Origin of the sequence: Paenibacillus sp. NPDC058177, from assembly GCF_042883835.1 — a bacterium.
GTDB lineage: Bacteria > Bacillota > Bacilli > Paenibacillales > Paenibacillaceae > Paenibacillus_AQ > Paenibacillus_AQ agri.
Genome location: NZ_JBHVVB010000003.1, coordinates 699,931 through 717,755 on the forward strand (window position 1 = coordinate 699,931; position 17,825 = coordinate 717,755).

Annotated in this window: 15 protein-coding genes; 6 read left to right on the plus strand and 9 right to left on the minus strand. The window is 45.3% G+C overall.

The genetic code is table 11. From position 1 onward, the window contains the following. Nucleotides 1–172 precede the first annotated feature (172 nt). On the plus strand, nt 173–1,003 hold the full coding sequence (locus ACFVU8_RS17080; protein WP_387428701.1) for an RCC1 domain-containing protein: 831 nt from the start codon (nt 173–175) through the stop codon (nt 1,001–1,003). Nucleotides 1,004–1,107: 104 nt separating this feature from the next. On the opposite strand, the gene ACFVU8_RS17085 is transcribed toward ACFVU8_RS17080, so the two are convergent. The 5 genes from ACFVU8_RS17085 to ACFVU8_RS17105 form a co-directional block, all read right to left on the minus strand. Further along, nucleotides 1,108–1,935: an SDR family NAD(P)-dependent oxidoreductase gene (locus tag ACFVU8_RS17085; RefSeq protein WP_387428704.1), complete on the minus strand. Its 828-nt coding sequence runs from the start codon at nt 1,933–1,935 to the stop codon at nt 1,108–1,110. Between the two features lie 74 nt (nt 1,936–2,009). Next, nucleotides 2,010–2,594 (minus strand): TetR family transcriptional regulator C-terminal domain-containing protein, encoded by a 585-nt coding sequence (locus ACFVU8_RS17090; protein ID WP_387428707.1) that lies wholly within the window; start codon nt 2,592–2,594, stop codon nt 2,010–2,012. Between the two features lie 190 nt (nt 2,595–2,784). Next, complete coding sequence (locus tag ACFVU8_RS17095) at nt 2,785–3,327, minus strand: GNAT family N-acetyltransferase (RefSeq protein WP_387428710.1); 543 nt, start codon at nt 3,325–3,327, stop codon at nt 2,785–2,787. Nucleotides 3,328–3,465: 138 nt separating this feature from the next. Next, nucleotides 3,466–3,951: a DinB family protein gene (locus ACFVU8_RS17100; RefSeq protein ID WP_387428713.1), complete on the minus strand. Its 486-nt coding sequence runs from the start codon at nt 3,949–3,951 to the stop codon at nt 3,466–3,468. Nucleotides 3,952–4,140: 189 nt separating this feature from the next. Next, nucleotides 4,141–5,505 (minus strand): MATE family efflux transporter, encoded by a 1,365-nt coding sequence (locus ACFVU8_RS17105; RefSeq protein ID WP_387428798.1) that lies wholly within the window; start codon nt 5,503–5,505, stop codon nt 4,141–4,143. Between the two features lie 198 nt (nt 5,506–5,703). Here ACFVU8_RS17105 and ACFVU8_RS17110 point away from each other — a divergent pair, with 198 nt between their 5' ends. Beyond that, nucleotides 5,704–6,582 carry a helix-turn-helix transcriptional regulator gene (locus ACFVU8_RS17110; protein WP_387428716.1) on the plus strand — a complete coding sequence of 293 codons (879 nt, stop codon included), beginning with the start codon at nt 5,704–5,706 and terminating at the stop codon, nt 6,580–6,582. Nucleotides 6,583–6,647: 65 nt separating this feature from the next. Here the strand turns inward: ACFVU8_RS17110 and ACFVU8_RS17115 are convergent, their stop codons facing one another. Next, complete coding sequence (locus tag ACFVU8_RS17115) at nt 6,648–7,016, minus strand: winged helix-turn-helix transcriptional regulator (RefSeq protein WP_066377628.1); 369 nt, start codon at nt 7,014–7,016, stop codon at nt 6,648–6,650. Between the two features lie 261 nt (nt 7,017–7,277). Here ACFVU8_RS17115 and ACFVU8_RS17120 point away from each other — a divergent pair, with 261 nt between their 5' ends. From ACFVU8_RS17120 to ACFVU8_RS17135, 4 genes are all read left to right on the plus strand, one after another. Then, the gene (locus ACFVU8_RS17120) at nt 7,278–7,799 is read left to right on the plus strand and encodes an NAD(P)H-dependent oxidoreductase (RefSeq protein WP_387428718.1); all 522 of its coding nucleotides are present in this window, start codon (nt 7,278–7,280) and stop codon (nt 7,797–7,799) included. Between the two features lie 244 nt (nt 7,800–8,043). Next, nucleotides 8,044–8,496 carry a GNAT family N-acetyltransferase gene (locus ACFVU8_RS17125; protein ID WP_387428720.1) on the plus strand — a complete coding sequence of 151 codons (453 nt, stop codon included), beginning with the start codon at nt 8,044–8,046 and terminating at the stop codon, nt 8,494–8,496. Nucleotides 8,497–9,088: 592 nt separating this feature from the next. Continuing rightward, nucleotides 9,089–9,553 (plus strand): HAD family hydrolase, encoded by a 465-nt coding sequence (locus tag ACFVU8_RS17130; protein ID WP_387428722.1) that lies wholly within the window; start codon nt 9,089–9,091, stop codon nt 9,551–9,553. Nucleotides 9,554–9,951: 398 nt separating this feature from the next. After that, nucleotides 9,952–13,242, plus strand: a complete 3,291-nt coding sequence (locus ACFVU8_RS17135; protein ID WP_387428724.1) for an amidase family protein — start codon at nt 9,952–9,954, stop codon at nt 13,240–13,242. Nucleotides 13,243–13,532: 290 nt separating this feature from the next. Here the strand turns inward: ACFVU8_RS17135 and ACFVU8_RS17140 are convergent, their stop codons facing one another. The 3 genes from ACFVU8_RS17140 to ACFVU8_RS17150 are packed head-to-tail and all read right to left on the minus strand — an operon-like array spanning nt 13,533 to nt 17,767. Then, a complete protein-coding gene (locus tag ACFVU8_RS17140; RefSeq protein WP_387428726.1) occupies nt 13,533–16,124 on the minus strand; it encodes an ABC transporter permease in 2,592 nt (863 codons plus the stop codon). Continuing rightward, nucleotides 16,121–16,804: an ABC transporter ATP-binding protein gene (locus tag ACFVU8_RS17145; protein ID WP_066377620.1), complete on the minus strand. Its 684-nt coding sequence runs from the start codon at nt 16,802–16,804 to the stop codon at nt 16,121–16,123. Before ACFVU8_RS17145 ends, ACFVU8_RS17140 begins: the two co-directional genes overlap by 4 nt. A gap of 24 nt (nt 16,805–16,828) precedes the next feature. Then, a complete protein-coding gene (locus ACFVU8_RS17150) occupies nt 16,829–17,767 on the minus strand; it encodes a VanZ family protein (protein ID WP_387428729.1) in 939 nt (312 codons plus the stop codon). Nucleotides 17,768–17,825: the final 58 nt, after the last annotated feature.

Genomic DNA, 17,825 nt, shown 5'->3' on the forward strand with positions numbered 1-17,825 from the left:
ATATTGAAATCTTAACATTGGAAACAACTAGGAGATAGGCAATGAACATCTTAAATGAACTTTACATACTTTTAGAATTGGATTCTTTTCACACAGCATAGTACGCTTGTCTTATAGGGTGAAGCCCTTCGCCAAGTGATCGCGCATGTGAAAAAGAAACGGAGTGAGACTGATGAACGTTGTAATTGCGGCGGGTCGCCGTCATACCGCTGGGCTTAAAGCGGACGGAACGGTAGCTGCCGTGGGTGATAACAAATGTGGTCAATGTGATGTAAGCGGCTGGCGCGATATTGTCGCGGTTGCGGCAGGTAATGTTCATATGGCGACGAACACGGGTAATGCTCATACAATCGGTCTTAGATCAGATGGCTCGGTGGTTGCTGTGGGTTGGAATAAGCATGATCAATGCAATGTTAGTGATTGGCGCGATATTGTCGCGGTTGCGGCGGGTTGGCGTCGTAGCGTCGGGCTTAGATCGGATGGCTCGGTGGTTGCTGTGGGTCGAAATAATGAAGGCCAATGCAATGTTAGTGACTGGCGTGATATTGTGGCGGTGGCGGCGGGTGACTGGCATACTGCCGGACTTAAATCGGATGGCACAGTGACGATTGTAGGTAATAACCAGTGGGGCCAATGCAACGTTAGTGACTGGCGTGATATTGTGGCGGTCGCTGCGGGTTACCTTCATACGGTGGGGCTTAAAGCGGACGGCTCGGTGGCGGCTGTGGGTCGGAACAAGCATGACCAATGCGATGTTAGCGGTTGGCATGATATTGTGGCGATAGCGGCGGGTAGTTATCATACCCTCGGGCTTAAATCAGATGGAACAGTCATGGCTGTGGGCGATAATAAATATGGCCAATGTGATGTGAGCAACTGGTGCGATATTGTGGCGGTGGCGGCTGGTTGCGCTCATACACTCGGCCTTAAATCGGACGGCACGGTAGTTGCTGTGGGGGATAATGAATATGGCCAATGCGATGTAAGTGGTTGGCATCTATGAGTAATGTAAAAACAACAGGCGTTAATAAGTTGCCTGTTGTTTTTTTGCGCTGCAAATATGAAAAATATGGAGGCATTTCTGCGAACGTTGGGAAAACATTTAAATTAATGGACTGTATTTATATTTGCTTTGCGGGCTTCATTACAGAAGAAACGGATGAGCTTGCGGTGAATCCCCGGAAAAAGGATAAAGAATATATCGCTAGTCCGCCGAAAAGGCATTGGACAAACCAATGGCTCATTTCGCTCAAGAGCTCTTAAAGCGATCCGTGCAAACTGCTCGGGACTCATCATTTTCCTTTTTTTCATTTGCTCATTCATTTTCACTTTGTCGATGTTGATACCTTCAGCCGTTGAAAAGATGGATGTATTAACGAATGTCGGACATAATGTGCTCACCTTTACACCGAACGTTTCCGCCTCATAGTGGAGAGATGTCGTCAAGCCTACGATGGCATGCTTGGTTGTAGCGTAAGCGGCAGCCGTTGGTGAAGGGCCTAGTCCTGCCACGGATGCGGTATTAGCAATATGTCCGAAGCCTTGCTTTTTCATTAGAGAATACGCTGCTTGTGTACCATGGATCACGCTCCAGAGATTAACACTTATGATTCTCTCCCAATGCTCTCGCGACATATCATACAGTTCCCCATACATTGCAATCCCTGCATTGTTAAACATATAATCCAATCTCCCATGTTCCCTGTGCACGCTGAGCACTAGCGCTTCTATCTGATCAGCATCCGTAACATCCAGCCTTACAAATTGTGCACTGCCACCCTCTTTTTCAATCTGGCTAACCACTTGCTTACCACCATACTCATCAATATCAGCAATGACGACAAATACATGGTTGCCCACTAATTGCTCGGCAATAGCCTTCCCAATACCCGAAGCACCGCCCGTTACAATCGCTACTTGGTTCAATGCTTTCACTACCATCACATCCCTATTGAATGTAGTTGAAAAGATTAGTACAATCGTTCTATTCTTAACAAAGAGAAATCTTACTATTTCAGAATTCCCTTTAAAAAGATCGTAACGCATTGTTGGAACATCCCCCGCAACGTATCATAATCCATCGTATAGATATGCTGACATAATGCGCCTAACCAGTTCCCGAACAGAAATGTGGCAGCCTGCACATCTTCGATAACAAATTCATTGCTTTCGATTCCATATTGAAAAATAGCCTCGTACGCGCGCATAGGTGTTGATACCAGGTCGTACAGTTGCTTGACCGTTTCCGGCGATGAAGCCGGATTCCCCATTAATTCCTGGTGGACCTTAAGCAGCGGGGTTTTGTAATTATCCAACACAAAGATAGCTACTGTGTACAATTTTTCTGTTGCTGTGGGGTAATTTGGCGAGAGAGCATTCCACTTCTCACCCCACACCCGCATGGCATCCTCAGCTATAGTAATGAACAGCTTCTCTTTATTCTCAAAATGATAATACACATGCCCTTTGCTAAAACCTGATTCCTTGGAGATATCCGAAATCGATGTTCCAGCAAAGCCCTTTTGCGAAAAAAGTTGCGCCGCTTTCTCCGCAATGATCTTCCTTGTCTGCTCACTATCATAATGCCTTTTCATGATTCTCATTCCTTTTGAACGATCGTTCTATTATAAGCATAAAGGATTGGCGGCTCATTTACAAGAAGTGGAAGAGGGATTTGTTCACCGCTTAGGATGATTAAATTAAATCTCCATTCATACCCACAAAAAATAAGAGGAACAGAGTGGCTACCAATAAATCGGCAGCCACTCTGTTCCCTTAACCTCTTTAGCTTTCGTATTCGCTCTTCGTTAAGCCAAATACATATTCATCGAAGTGTTGCCCTTTGGAATAAATCATATTCCTTAGTCTGCCCTCTTGTACGAATCCAAGACTCTCTTGGAGGGCAATCGACCCTTCGTTAAAAGCATAGACATGTGCGTTCACTTTCTGATAGCGCAGCTCCTCGAAATAATAGCGTAACAAGATCATTACTGCCTCAGCAGCGTATCCTTTGCGCCAGTGTTCTCGAAAAATGGCTACACCATATTTAAACGTCCCATGCCGCGTGTCGCAGTTATGCGCATTAATACTACCAACAAGATTACCGTCAAGTGTCTCAATCGCCAGCATGATATTATCACCATCTGGCCCTTTGGATGCTTGATGCTCCGCCCAATTCTTCGTACCTTCTTCTGATCTTGGAAAATAGATCATATCGCAAAGCCTGGCACTCTCAGAATCGAGATCATTATTGTGGAACTTGTCCCAGTCGGTAGGTACAATCACTCGTAATCTAACTTTATCGCCAGTCCAAATGTTGTTAATCATATAAACCCTCCTGAAGTAAATTGAAAATCTCCCGTCCCTCGCAAAAAGAGGTGGAGATCTTGCACGAGGATCTATATTTCTGATTGTGAACTACATTGTTCTCATTCCCTTCATATATGAAAATTATACCATTTTATATTAGGAAGGTAATGCCGCGAGCAGTGCTTTGTACAATTTAATAGCAGTCAGGTGCTGGCCTTCATGGTACAGATTGAGGCTGAGGAATTCCGCAACCGTTCCTAGCTTCATTCCGCCCGACGTAGTATACGGCGGCACGATAGGTTCTTCAAGGCGATCTGCCAAACTACGCTGAATGCGCTGCGGCTGCTCCCGCAGAAGGATCTTCAGTTCTTCGAGACTCGGAAGCACTAGAGAAGCAGGAGCGGTAAGCGGCGATGTGCCGTTCTCAAACAATTCCAGAAAGCCATCCGGCAAATGCATCGGCAGCCCGATATTTTTGAAAGCAAAACGTTCATTCAATGTGTATACATGTCCCAAATGCCACAGAATGTGATTACGGAAGCCCTGCGGAATGTGTAAGGCGGTCTCCTCCTCCAGTCCTTCCACACTCTTTAACAGTTGCGTCCGTACATAAGCCGATTGATAAAATAAGTAATGTTCCATTGATCTCACCCCTTAGCATTATTGATCCCTATCTATTCCATGAACGTGCTGGAAAATCCTTTTATACGATTGGCAAGACATTCAAGGACGCCGATGACTATAGAGATAATTCTCACGCAAGTCGCACAATGAAATCATTATTTTTTTAAAAAAAGAGAGCGCCCGTACCGGACCCTCTCCTCTGCATTTTCAAGTGGAATATGAGGTTGTTGCACCATTCCCCGGTAGCGGAGTGCCGGCAGGTTCAAGCCGTTCGGCTTCGGCCTTCCGGAGCACTTTCTGACCGCGCCAGCGCAGCAGGACGCACAGTCCTCTAACCAGTTCATCGGCAATCATGCAGCAATAAATGCCAATCAATCCCCATCCTGCCCAAATCCCGAATACGTAGGAACAACCAACGCCAATCAACGACATAGAAGCAATTGACGTATACATCATATACCGGGTATCGCCAATGGCACTTAGGGCGTTGCCCATGCCCATGTTGAGCATTTTGGACGGCTGCAAGATCAGATTGATTGCCAGCAGCGACACACCAAGTGCAAGGATTCCCGGGTCTTGAGTAAAGAGCCCTAATATTTGTCGTCCGAACAGGAAGAGCAGCAGCATGTTGCCCATCACAACTGCAAGCCCAATGAGCAGGGTGCGATAGGCCAGTTTGTAGGCTTCCCTCGTCTTTCCTCCTCCGTACAAGTGGGCGATTTGAATCTGTGCCGCTAAGGCGACAGCGTAACCCAAGGTGAAACAGTAGGATTCTAGCGTATTCAGATAGGTGCGTGCAGCCAGAGCTTCTGAGCCAAGCACCGCCAGGAAAGAGTATACGATTAGCTGTGAGAACACCCAGCAGGATGAATTGACGCCAAGCGGCCAGCCAATCTTCAGGATTTCCCTGAACAATCGCTTGTCAAAAATAAGAAAATCCTTCAGCCCGATTCGGATCTCAAATGCGCGCCTGAACATCACGAACAACATGATCAGCCCGATTGCCCGGCTTATAATCGTGGAGATCGCCACTCCCGCAAGTCCCAGCTTCGGCATGCCCATTACACCAAAAATAAATAGATAATTCAAAATAATATGAACGACATTCACCAATATCCCCATATACATCGGCCCCCGGGTGTTCCCGGTATTACGAATCGCTGTTCCAAGTGAAGCGATCAGGCCGACCATGAACAAGCCGCCGCCCACGTGCGAAATATATATATTGGAAAGCGGAAGAAGATCGTCCGAAATATTCAGCAGTCCTCCGATCGGAGCAGCAAAGAACAATAGAAAGATGCTAACGGCAATACCGAGAACAAAGCTCGCTGACACCCCCATAATCGCCAGGGTACGTGCCTCCTTGATCTTCCTCGAGCCCATCCGTTGGGCGATCAGAATACCCGCGCCTCCGGCAAATGTCGTAAATAACGTGGTTAAAGCACCGAATAATTGGTTCGAGATCCCGACAACCGCAACGGCATCATCCGAGATCCGGCTGACCATCAGCGTATCCACCGTCCCCAGCAAAGTCTGGAGAAAAATCTCCAGGAATATAGGCCAGGCCAGCATCCACAGTCCAAATCCCCCAGTATTCTTTTTCACAAAACAAACCCTCCTTGCAAGTATACCAACCCTGATGTTCTGTCTACATTGACATGATTTATCTCTGTGGCTAGTATATGATTATAGAGGAAAACGATCAGATTTAAGTACACATAATCAACCAAAACTTTCAATATTCCAACCTGAACGAAGGGAGTTGTCCGGGTGACTATTCTGCATTTCACCGTCCCGCCGATGCTGCATTATATTGTAAGCGGGCTGCATTATTTCGAAGCAGGCCACCGCCATATCGGGCGCCATCACATCGGTGTATTCGATCTCTTAGTCGTGAAAAGCGGCTGTCTATACATGGGAGAAGAGGAGTTGCGCTTTGAGGTGCAGGCGGGGGAGATGCTGATCCTTCGTCCGGGCAACCATCATTTCGGCACAATGGATTGTACAGAACGAACTACGTATTATTGGCTGCACTTTCATACAGGAGGCTGCTGGAGTGTGTCGGATGAGTACGAGCCTCTGAAGGGTGGTAGCCCTATGGGCAGTGAGCTTCAAAACTCGCAGCTATTCGAGGTCCGCCCGTTCACACTCAGCTTGCCGCAGTACGCTGCACTGCGGCAGCCGCAGACCGTTCAGAGCCTGCTGGACCAGCTCATTCAGCTCGGACCCAGCGCCCATCTGAGCGCTACACCGCTGCGTCAGCAGCTTTTGTTCCAGGAGGTCATTCAGCATCTGACGGCTTCCCTGAATAGCGAACGAAGCACGCCCTCCCGGGCATGCGCCGAACAGACCGCCTCCTACCTGCGCACCCATTATCGTGAAGACATTACCGCCAAGCGGCTAGGTGAGCATCTGAATTTCCATCCTGTCTATATCGCACGGTGCATGGGCAAGGAATACGGCTGCTCGCCGATGGAATATCTGCTGCATTACCGGATTCAGCAAAGCAAGCTCCTCCTGATGCAGACCGATTATCCGGTGGCCCGCATTGCTGAAGAAGTTGGCTTCAATCATGTTCCCTATTTCAGCTCCAGCTTCGCCAAAATCGAAGGAATGTCGCCGCGGAAGTACCGTCAGCAGTTCTCGTGAGGATCTTCGAGGGGGACTTTAAGTAAATCTACTACTGATTTCTGGTTAACGTACCCTGGCTTGTGTCATGAACCTGGCATCTCGTTTTGCTCCTTCACATTCTTGCTATGCTCGATATGATAAAATCCCCAGTCACACATATCATTAAGCACCGAATGAAGTGTTTTTCCGTGCTCAGAGATGGTGTATTCCACTTTGGGCGGGATTTCCTGATACACCCGGCGGACAATGAGTCCGTCCTGCTCCAGCTCACGAAGCTGGTTGGTCAGCATGCCTTGGGTGATGCTTGGAATGATCCGTCTCAGCTCTCCGAACCGCTTGGTGCCATCATTCAACAGGATATATAAGATAAATGGCTTCCACTTACCTCCAATTGCTTGAAGGATAGCCACGATTCCCTGTGATATGGGAGACTTGCTTAAATCTTCGGACATACATGTGCTCCTCACTTCCTGACCGTTCTCTGCAACTTCTGTTATTGTATCAAAGGTTGCAGGCTTAACCAATACACCGAAAAAACATACTAAGTACGGTTTACCATACTTAACAAGAGCCCACATGCTGTCTAAAGGTACGTTAAACCTGACCTAGTATGATAAAACAGCGTACTTTACAATGTTCTAGTTCTCTTGAATAATGTGGTTGTCAGGTGTAAGAAGCCTTGATGATATCACTTAGGAGAGAGGAAGAAACACATGAACATTTTGGTTATTGTTGCACATCCATCCTTGGAGGAATCCCGGGCCAACCGTGCTCTAATTCAGGAGTTGAGTCCGCATGACAACATTCATATCCACGACTTGTACAAAGAGTATCCGAATTGGACTATCGACATAGAGCGGGAACAACAGCTATTGCTCAAGTATGATCGAATTGTTTTTCAGTTCCCTTTTTATTGGTATAGCACACCACCACTGCTTAAAAAATGGTTCGACGACGTGCTGACATACGGATGGGCCTTTGGAACTGGAGGCGACCATCTGAATGGAAAAGAGTTTATCCTGGCGATCACAGTAGGCGCTAGCGAACAAGATTATCACGAAATCACAGTTAACGAGTTCCTTAGACCGCTGGAAGCGTCCATCAAATACGTTGACGGAATCTATTTGCCTTCTTTCGTTATGTACGATTCAATGGAAATTACAGATGAGCAGTTGAACTTGGAGGCACGCAGGTACGAGGATTATATCCGTGCTTCTGCCGAGACGCTCGTTTAAGAGTTTTAAAAACACAAAAAACATGTGCTGGACAAAAAACAGAGGATCGCAGTGTAACTCCTGCGGCCCTCTGTTTATTTATAAGCTATGAAATTCAAGCTGAACATTCTAATAATCACTAAAAAGAGTCTGAATTTTTAAATAAACCTTATTCAACATCGTAACAAAACGAAAAGTATAAGTCTATATTTTTTGGGAAATATGTGTGAAGATCTCATTATCTTTTAACATAGGAGAGTGAGTTATGGAGATTGAAGTTGTTGAATTGAATGATTCTTTAGTCGATGAAGCTAGTTTACTATTAGCCGCTTACAGACTTGAAAGCGGCTGGGATGCTCAGAACCAGGAAGAATGTAAAGCAGCATTATTACGCTTGTTGGAGTTCAATAATGCTTTCTGCTTACTTGCCCTACATGAAGATGAATGCTTAGGTTTTGTCACCTTTCATTGGGGATTCTCAACAACAAAGGGACTACCTATATTAAAGATTCAAGATGTTTTTACTTTGCCCAAATATCGCAAACTTGGCGTTGCAAAGACCCTTTTAAATCTTACAATTGAGCTTGCTAGTAAGTCCGGTGCCCAGCGTCTGCAATTAGAAACAGATACAGATAACATCCCTGCTCGCACACTTTACTCAAACATAGGATTTGAATGGATTTCACACAAAGAAATATATATGTTACCGATAGACTAAAAGAAAAGTAACACCAGAAGGAGGAGTAAGATGAGGAGTAACAAAAAGCCTTTGGTCATATCAGGCGGAGGACTTTGATGGTCCTGATGATATCTGCGAATGGATTGAGAATGGGGCTAATGTTAATGACTGGATACTAACACCTCTAGTAAGTGATCTAAAGATTTTATTATCAGAACATCGACAACCTGTTGAGTATATACTGCTCGACTACCCTTTTGCCTATCTGCACAACGAGATGATTGGTCTTATTGATTTTACTATTTTTATTGATTTTACTATTTTTATTGATACTCCCCTAGATGTTGCTATGGCACGTCGAATCCTCAGAGATTATAGTGATCGTCCCATACAATCTGTACTAGAAGACGCTAGTAACTATCTTTCTCGCGGCAGAGTCGCTTATCTAGAGATGTTGAACACTGTTAAACCCAATTCGGATTTCATTGTTGACGGTTCTCTGCCAGTACATGAAATTGTAAATAAACTTTTAAAGATTATATTGGATAAGAAGAAAATCTAGCATAGAATACGGATTCTATATTCTTTCAGTGGTACAATTTACAACATGTAAATTGAAGGGAGCAACACAATGCAAGTACATATTCCTGGGCGGGAGAAGCTTATTCTCTCCCATCTCGTTCTAGATTTTAATGGAACAATTGCTCTAGACGGACAGGTTCTACCGAATGTCCAAGAGAAGCTTACAGAACTACACTCTTTAATTAAAATCCATGTATTAACTGCCGATAGCAACGGTAGTGCGGCTAGAGAATGTGAAGGTTTACCTGTAGAACTGCATGTTATCGGTAAGGATAATCAGCGGGAAGAAAAGCGAAAGTTTATTAGCCAGCTTGAACATGGTGTTGCTGTTATGGGCAACGGCGTGAACGATGAGCTAATGTTTCGGGAAGCAGATCTCTCCATTGCAGTCATTGGAAAAGAAGGCTGTGCAACGGTGACGTTAATGTCTAGCGATATCACCGTAACAGATATAATTGATGGATTAGACTTGTTAATCAATCATCATCGTCTAATTCCAACACTTAGAAATTAAACGGTGAACCCATATAAACAGGCTAAGATAATGATCATCACTGATCTATCTTAGCCTATTTATGTTTTAATTCATTCGAAAAGGTGACATCAGCTTACTTGTCATTAACCAAATGAACGCTTAGTTAAGAGTGATTCCCATAAATTAATGTTATATTATATAACACACTCTATGAATCCATCAATAAAATAAGATTTTATTGCCTGAAAGCTAAATAATACGAAAAATATCCCGTCAATTCATTTAAAAAGGTTTTTCCAGCTATAAACAACAAAGAAAAACCTTTGACTACGTGATTAATTGTGTCATTTTATATAACTCAATATGATATTATACTTGACTTGTTATTTTACACAATGCTAGAATTCCACTAGATTACATAAGGGAGATGATACATATTGATTAAATCCAAGAACAAACAGAGAGAGACAAGAAATCAAGCGCACAGAGACCACATCAAAGCCTCCCCAACAGCAAGCCACCGTTTGAGTAAGAAATCTATTTTTGCAGCTTCACTTTCACTATCCATCGCTATCACCGGCCTGCTACCTATTAATAGCGCGCATGCACTAACGAGACTTACAGCGGATAGCGGCACAAGATGGGATTTCCACGATTCCTTCGCACCAAACCTTGATACAGGTAGTGTTCGCAGTGCGACTTCTACACCGATGCAAGGCTTCGGTAATATTTTCGTACAAATATCAACCCAGCCAGAACCTCGCATGAATGGCCAAATGATGCGTGACTTTGGACTGGTATACGATGGCACAGATACATTTGTTAGCACTCGCTCCGTTAATCTCGGCGATGTACACGTTACACGAGATGTCTACTTTGATAGCACAAATAACAGAACTCGTTTCTTCGATACGTTCACCAACACAACCTCTTCGCCGGTGACAGTTGATGTATCATTTGGTGGATCACTAGGCTATGGAACAGGTCCATACCACGCCTCCATTCAACAGACGTCCAGTGGTGACACCATCATCAACAATGAAGACTCATGGGTGCTAGTAGATAACGCCAGACCTGCAGACCGACCGATTGGTATTGTTCTTGGTACCCCAGGTCCCTTCGAAGGTGCTCTTAAGGGGACTGGTAACCAACAAAAAAATCCATTCACAACGCCAATGGCCGCTTCGGGCAATGATTCCAACTTTTACGGCTTCATTCATAGCCTATCCCTCGAGCCTAATCAAACCAAGTCACTTGCTAGATATGTAGTAGTAGGCGATACGGACGCTAATAAGTTGACCACAGCTGCCGATTCGATGAATCAACTAGTGCTTGAACCCGATTTCACCCACCTAACAGCAGAACAGGTGTGCACAATAAGCAACTGGGATCTAACTAAACTACCAGGCTATGACCCTAGTGCTTGCTCCACAGTTACCACCTTACCTATCCCACCAGCTCCAGCAGTACCACCAATGGTTACAACCTCCAAATATGATGTAGTGAACAAGACCATTGCAGAAATGCAAGCTGATATGGAGAATGGTGTTACTACCTCAGCAGCTATCACACAAGCCTATCTAGATCGTATTAATGCCTATGACTTGGGTCAGCTTGGCTTCCACTCTTTCCTGCATGTTGGAGAAACAGCCCTCGAGCAGGCTAAGGCAGCAGATGCAGCTCGGGCGAATGGTCAGACAGGACCATTGCTAGGTATTCCAATTGCAGTCAAGGATATCTATGACACGAAGGACATGCCAACGACAGGCGGGTCCAAAGCGCTTGAAGGCTGGCAGCCTGGATCAGACGCTTATCAAATACAGAAGCTAAGAGAAGCAGGCGCTATCATCATTGGTAAGACAAATACATCGGAATTTGCCAATAGCGGCAGCATGAGCGAAAGCGGTTGGATGCAGACATGGAATGCAATTAATCCGTCCAAAACATCGTTTGGTTCAAGTGGCGGTTCAGCAGTATCTATAGCAGCAGACTTCGCCGCAGCAGCTATGGGTACACAAACAGGCGTTTCTCTGTACGCCCCTTCCGTAGGCGCAAGCTTAACTACATTCCGCGGTACAGACGGCATGTCCAGCACGCGCGGCGTTATGCCACTGACATGGGGTCAGGATTATGCAGGCCCAATTGCTCGCACCGTGACTGACCTGGCTATATTGCTTAATGCTACAACAGGAACTGATCCAGAAGATATCCTAACCAAGGATGCGGATCGATTAAAACCGGAGGATTGGACTAAGGCGCTGAATGCTAATTCCCTACAAGGCAAGCGTATCGGCTATATCCCTTCGTCATTTGTTTCTTCGTACGCAGATGATGGTACAGGCGAGGCGGTTAAAGCGCATTTTGCTGATCTGATTGCAGCAGGCGCCACAATGGTCGAAATGAGTTCTCCACCTAGCGGCGGATCAAATCCCGGGGGCAACGTGGGTAGCGAAGGCTGGGCACGTTACATCGAGCTGCACAAGGATTTCCCTTATGAGACCGGTGATCATCTACTCGCTTCACCACTTGTACTGCTGTACAACCAAAGAAACCTGCAAGTTCGCCCACGTATGACTGAAGCTCAAGTACAAGCCTATATCAATTACAGAACCAACTATAAGAGTATCATCGCAAATTGGATGGATCAAAGCGGTGTTGACAGCGTGGTGTATCCTGGGTTCATCAGTGACGTATACAACAATGACAGCGCAGCTAGTCAGCTGAGCTCAGATAGAGCCACTGGTGTCTTGACATCCAACGTTGGTCTACCAACCGTTGTAGTACCTGTAGGCACTAGTCCAAATGGCTACTCATTGTCTATGCAACTGGTGGGCAAGGCTTGGGATGATGCCAACATTCTCGGCATGGGCTACGCGCTAGAGCAGCAGACGAAAGCTCGCGTGCTTACAAGCTTTGCACCTAAGCTAACTTACCTGCCGAACGACACAACTGATCCTCAGGGCGGCACGGGCGAACCAGGAACGAAACCTACTGAACCGACAGAACCTACTGAACCTGGGCCTACTGAGCCTACTAGCCCTACTGGTCCCACTGGCCCTGGACCTACTGAACCTAGCGGACCTACCGGACCTACTGGACCCACTCCCACTCCTGGCCCTACCGGAACAACCGGATCTGTTGGACCAACTGAGCCTCCAAAAGGCTCCACTGGAAAAGATGACGCACAGACCGAAAAAACACCAGTAACCATTTCATTCACTGATACAAATGGACATTGGGCAAAAGAAAGCATTGACTTCCTGATTCAAAAAGGACTGATCAACGGTTATCCAGATGGCAGCTTCAGACCTAATCTGGGCATCACTAGAGCAGAAGCCGTGAAGGTTCTGACAACCGAGCTCGGATTGACGCCACAGACGAACAGCTTTACAGATGTTACCGCCAGCCACTGGGCTGCTGGATTCATCGGAGCCGCACAACATGCTGGCCTTATGACTGGATACACGAACGGTACGTTTAAAGCAGATGCTCCGATAAGCCGTGAAGAAATGGCCGCTTTGCTGGTAAGAGCATTCAAACTGAGTGACGGCACTACCGTCTCGTTCTCAGACATTCCAGCAAACTCCTGGTCATACAACTATATTGCAGCACTAACAGCTAACCAGATCATCACGGGTTATACAGACGGCACGTTCAGACCTGCTAATGACATCACTAGAGCAGAATTCTCCACAATGGTGACCAAGGTATTGAAGCTGATCAAGTAGTAATTACATCTATCAGCTCTTATCATTCAGCTATCATTTAAGGAATCCTACTAGAAGAAGCTATCCCAAAAGTAGCTTTTCTACGACTGATGCTCCCCATACAGTAACAGGTATTATTAATTCACCTGTCTACTGTATGGGGAGCATTTTTATGATCCAAAAGAAATCCTGAATTTGTTGATTTTCCTGTAGACGGAAGACCTTCCAAGAGAATTGATTTAGTTTGTTTCGTAGAGTAACCTCCAGACGCGTCAAATCAATTGGATTTGCCAACCCATCTACGTGAACTATCATATATTCTCTTGCTTTAACGCATCAATAATGTTCTCCTTTTTTACTTTTGCGCTGGAATATAGCATGGCGGAACCGACAATGACAAATACGGCGACAATGACAGACGCAATGCTTATCCATGGTATGGTGAACCCGTAGCTAAATCTATACGCAAACGCCCTATAGATCACATACATCACGACGAAACTGACGGGGAGCCCGAAGAGCAGCGACTTGACCCCATAAAAAATACTTTCATAGTTCATCATTTTCGCAAAGCTTTTTGGCGTCATGCCAACGGATTTAAGCATCGCGAACTCTCGTTTTCTAAGGAATATACCCGTAGAGATCGTATTAAATATGTTCGCAATGGAAATCGCTGAGATCAATACGATAAAACCATAAGAAAAGACGGACATCAATAGAATCTGTTGCTCTTCACTTTTTCTGGATTGATATAAATTACTGACATTCAGATTGGTTTCATGCATCTCTTCGATTTCCTGCTGCGTCTTCATCGGTTCCGTACTTTTCAAATGGAGGGATGTGTGAATGTTAATTATGTCCTCGTCGACTGTCAATGTATTCAAAATCCGTTCCGAAACGATAATATCTAACCCGCCTATACCTATCGCGTTCATCCCCATAGGTGCTTGATCCGTCAATGCGGCAATGGTTACTTTGTTTATCTTCGTTTCTCTCACATTTTCTTCATAGATATTCGTTAATTCGATGACTTGACCGACCTTCGCATAAACGGCCTTCGTCTGCACATATTTTCCTGTGTCCATATCATTGTAATGGATCGTATCCCTCACGATCGCGGCAGGATGATCCAGATTCGTGAGCCGTTCGTAATCTACGCCGACCGCTTTGGCATAGGCCTGCAGACTGAAATCATTCAAGGCATGGATCTTAATATCGTAAGGATATTTTCCGTCTTGCAGCAAACTCTTATCTTTCTTAACCTTCTCTTGCAGTTCATCGGCGATGAACGCTTCATCGATCCAAGCGTTCTTATACAAATCATACATCACGTTGTATTCCGTTACTCCATCCAGGGATACAATGTCTTGTACCAAGGAATCGTCTATTCTTTTTCCATTGCTATACGATACTTCAATATCGAAATTGACGCCTTCTTGCGACATATTCAGGGATTGTTTCACCCCGGCAGTAAAAAAGGATACTGTCAAAAACAGAACAATGCTGATCACGAGCGAAAATACGATGGCATGATATCTTCGTTTGTTCCGTTTTAGATTTTTCAATCCGATTTCCGCTTCGATGCCGAAGAGCTTGCGAATGAATTTCGATGTTATCACGGCTTTGACTGTGAGCTTTAAGTCGCTTGTTTGACGAATGGCGTCCATGGCGGATACTTTGGATGCTTTGATCGCCGGGAAATACGTCGAAATGAAAATCGTCAGTATCGAGACAACACAGATGATCAGAAGCGTTAACGGCGTGACGATGAGCGTCAGCTTTTCAGTGGTCCATAACGCGCCTTGAATCATGGCATTCATGAACCAAAAGATAATTCCCATCCCGGCAAGACCGCATAAAATTCCAAGAGGAATGCTGATCGCACCAATGACGACCCCTTCAAAAAGCACAGAGTTTCGCTTCTGCCTTTTCGTAGCCCCTACGCTTGCGAGCATCCCTAAATGGCGGGAACGTTCCGAAACGGATATTGCGAAAGCATTATAGATAAGCGAAACCGAGCCGATCATAATAACGGCTATCAGGATCACCGATAAGGAGTATATGGTGCTGTATGAGGCTTTATTTTTGGACAAGCCATAATAATGAAGTAAATCGTTATTAAATTGGACCCTCTTGATGTGGTTTCTTTCAGCCAAGTTCTCCGCATGCGTGAACAAGTTGGGATTAATACTCTGAAGGACTACGGCCGCATTGACTCCATCGTTTGCCCCGATAAGCTTGTCATCGAGATAGCTAATAACTGTATATCCTGGAGCCCAAGCCGTTTCCCACACGGGACGTTTGATGAACCCCACCACCGTATAATCCTTTGTTTTCATATGCTGTAGCGTTTCGGCCAAAGTATCGTTGACCCTACGAAGCGGATCTCTATCATTCAGGGGATGATCGCCCCCTTGCTGAAATCGTTCGCCAACGCGAAGGGTTAAGTGATCGCCAAGTTCGTATTTCACTTTAGCATTCGTTGCAACGGCTTCGGAAATAACGACTTCCTTGTCACTTTTCGGCAGACGCCCTTTGCTTAATCCAATTGGAAGTTGCGTGAAAGCTTGTGCATCATATTCCTTGATGATCAAATACGGCTTATTGGGATCCTGCCCCCTTTCTAATAAGGCATATCCAAGATCTTTTGTGACCGCAACCGTTTTGGTTGCATCATCGGCGCGTATCGCCGCGAGTTGTTCTTTGGTTACATCTTGATATTGGACATGCCACTCCCCTCTTTCCGCAATGGTCTGCCTAATCATTAAATTGGAAAAGGAAAAAACAAATGTTGCAACCGCTGTCACCATGGCCACCGAAATGATTACGCCGATGATGGTTACGAGCGTTCTTCGCTTGTTTTGCTTCAAATGCCGGAGGGTGAGCGTATTGACAATATTCATCGCCGGATCACCTCGTCTTTGGCAATTCTTCCGTCTTCAATCGAGATGATCCGATCGGCTTGTAAGGCGATTTGTTCGTCATGCGTAATAACGATCAGCGTTTGATGATAGGTTTTATTCAGCATTTTCAAAAGCTCGACGATCTCGCTGCTATTCTTGCTATCCAAATTCCCCGTTGGCTCGTCTGCCAGCATGATCGCAGGATTGCCAATAATTGCTCTGCCAATCGAGACCCGTTGCTGCTGTCCACCAGATAATTGATTCGGCAGATGGTTTAGCCGATGCTGTAAATTCAGCGTACTGACAAGACTATCCAGATGCTTTTTATCTACTTTCTGCTTATCCAGCAGGAGCGGCAGCGTAATATTCTCCTCCACCGTCAGGACAGGAATCAGGTTGAAGAACTGGTAGATCAAGCCGATTTGCCTGCGCCGAAAGATGGCCAGCTGTGTTTCGTTCAAAGCATACAGGTCCGTATCCTCGACAAAAACTTTACCGCTAGTCGGCCGATCCACGCCGCCCAGCATATGGAGAAGCGTCGATTTCCCCGAGCCGGACGGGCCGATGATCGCGACGAATTCGCCTTTTTGAACAGAAAAAGAAACATCGTCAAGCGCCTTTACCACAGATTCACCTGTGCCGTACACTTTAGAAAGATGCTCCATTCTTAAAATCTCCAAAGGTATCCCTCCTTTCCTCGATACTCATTCCCAGAAATACTTCATCTTGCTATATCCAACATCCCATAGGGTTACATTCCCCTCAATGGTTATCCTAATTTCATTTGCCTGCGGGAGATACATTTCAGACTCACCTATCTCATGGCCTTGATCTCCTGCAGATATGCTAAGGTACTCATTCCCATCGACGGAAACACTGACACTTCCATAATTACCCTTTTGGTCAGATATGCCATAATTTATGAAGAGATACATCTCCTCCTCAATGCCTAACGTGTACGTATACGTTTCCTTCATTTTTCCTGCGGTACTATACACATTATATTGGGGTTTCACGTTGTGACCGCCAATGATGAGACTGGACGTTTTAGTTCCCGCTGCTGGATTTCCGGCGCTGCCTTTCAATTCATCTATAGCTATAAAAGGACCCATTTCTTTGGTGAACACTTTATCAACCACTACAAAGCACCCCCATATCCCGCTCATAAGGACAACTATGGAAATACCTGTAGCCGCTATATTTCTCCAGACGTTTGTTGTACGAAATCCAAGTTTATACGCCCCGAATCCAACTGCTGCGCCTATTGCGTTCTGAATGACGTCGTTCGTATCGAAGCTGCCAAGCATCGTTATTCCCTGAATGGTCTCCAGTACGAATATGGACAAGATGAATACTGTAATAAATCGGACAAAGCTAGTCCGGTATAACAACGGAATGAAGATCCCAAAAGGGGTGAAGGCTATGAAGTTTCCAATACCCACAAAATCCATCAACGTTGGGTGCAGAAAATCAGGTAGACTTGGCATCTTAAAAAAACTGTCTGGTAAAAACATAAAGGTGTGCTCCGTAGCGTGCCCTGCTTTACCTGCTCTACCGAAAGCGAAAAACATAAAATAAAGAACTAAAATAGAGTAGGATATGGTCAGGAACAAAAGAATCTTACGTTGTTGTTTCAATTGCATTGTGGTACCTCCATCGCTTATCTGATGGATATCATTCTATCTGTCCAACATGACTTTC